This window comes from Actinokineospora sp. (assembly GCF_050699995.1).
Taxonomy (GTDB): domain Bacteria; phylum Actinomycetota; class Actinomycetes; order Mycobacteriales; family Pseudonocardiaceae; genus Actinokineospora.
This window is the reverse complement of sequence record NZ_JBOHGC010000580.1, coordinates 1-1,280: the sequence shown is the minus strand read 5'-3', so window position 1 is coordinate 1,280 and position 1,280 is coordinate 1. Positions and strand designations below refer to the sequence as shown.

At 70.5% G+C, this 1,280-nt stretch carries 2 protein-coding genes; one reads left to right on the top strand and one right to left on the bottom strand.

What is annotated here, in order from left to right:
• Positions 1 to 546: HNH endonuclease signature motif containing protein (locus ACRDSQ_RS28125; RefSeq protein WP_431425184.1), on the top strand; the 546-nt coding region annotated here is incomplete at its 5' end.
• 35 nt (positions 547 to 581) lie between these two features.
• Here the strand turns inward: ACRDSQ_RS28125 and ACRDSQ_RS28120 are convergent.
• A partial coding sequence (locus tag ACRDSQ_RS28120; RefSeq protein ID WP_431425183.1) for an aminotransferase class IV occupies positions 582 to 1,280 on the bottom strand: 699 nt, incomplete at its 5' end.

The following is a 1,280-nucleotide window of genomic DNA, read 5'->3' as shown; positions in this document are numbered from 1 at the left end:
TCCCTGCGCCTCGCGTGCGACGCCAGCCGGGTCGTGATGCGGCACGATCACGAGGGGCGAGTGCTGGAGGTCGGTGCCCGGACTCGCACGATTCCCCCCGCGCTGCGGCGGGCGCTACTCCATCGGGACCGGAGCTGCCGCTTCCCGGGGTGCGGGGTGCGGGTCGGGCAGGGGCATCACGTGCGGCACTGGGCGCAGGGCGGCCAGACCACGCTGGCGAACCTCGCGTTACTGTGTCGCCGCCATCATCGCGCGGTCCACGAGGAGGGCTACCGGCTCGAGTGCCTGGCCAACGGGGCGTTACGATTCCAGCGGCCGGACGGCCGACCGCTTCCCGAGGTGCCGCCGCCGGCGCCGGTGCCCGCTGATCCGGTGGAAGCGCTACGTGCTCGGCACGAGGCGCAAGGTATGCGCCTCCATGCGCGGACAGCATGCCCAAGATGGCTCGGGGAGCGGTTGGACGTGGGCTGGGCGATCGACGAGCTGCATCCGTTGGCGACAGACGCGAGCCTCCCGATTCGGGAGCCGCAGCGAGCGGTAACGTGAACTGAAAGGTCTCGCCGCCGTCCTTGACGGCAGGTTCACCCCAGTCGAGATAGATACTGCGCCACGAAGTCGGTGCCGACGAGCGCGACGTAGGCGTCGGTCAGCCGCCTGGTGATCGGCCCGGGAACCTTGCCGTCGCCGATCGGCTGGCCGTTGACCGAGCGCACCCCACAGATGCAGAGACTGGTCGAGGTCAGGAACACCTCGTCGGCGGTCACCGCGTCGTAGACGTCGAGATCGCGCTCCTCACAGGGAATGCCGAGCCGCGCAGCCAGCTCCATCGCGGTGCGGCGGCTCACCCCCGGCAGCACGTACTGCTCGCGCGGGGTGTAGATGCGGTCGCCTCGGACCACGAAGATGTTGCTGCCGATGCCCTCGCAGAGGTTGCCGTTCTCGTCCAGGAGCACCGACCACGCCTCGGGCCGGGCCGCTTTGACCTCGCGGTCGGCCATGATGACGTTCAGATAGTTGTGGGTCTTGGCCCGCGGGCTGAGGCTGGAGGGCGGGGTCCGCCGGATGGACGGCACCACCACCTCGATGCCGTCGCGGAAGTGGACCGCCCGCTTCCTGAGGGGCAGGGGGGTGCAGTCGACGATCAGCTGCGTCCCGGTGTGCGCCCATCCCTCGTCACCGATGGCGTCGACGCCACGGCTGACGCGCTGGGCCACCCACCAGTCGCCGGCGGCGGCGCGCAGCGGCTCGTTCCGCTCGACGACCTGCTCGCTGATGGCCAC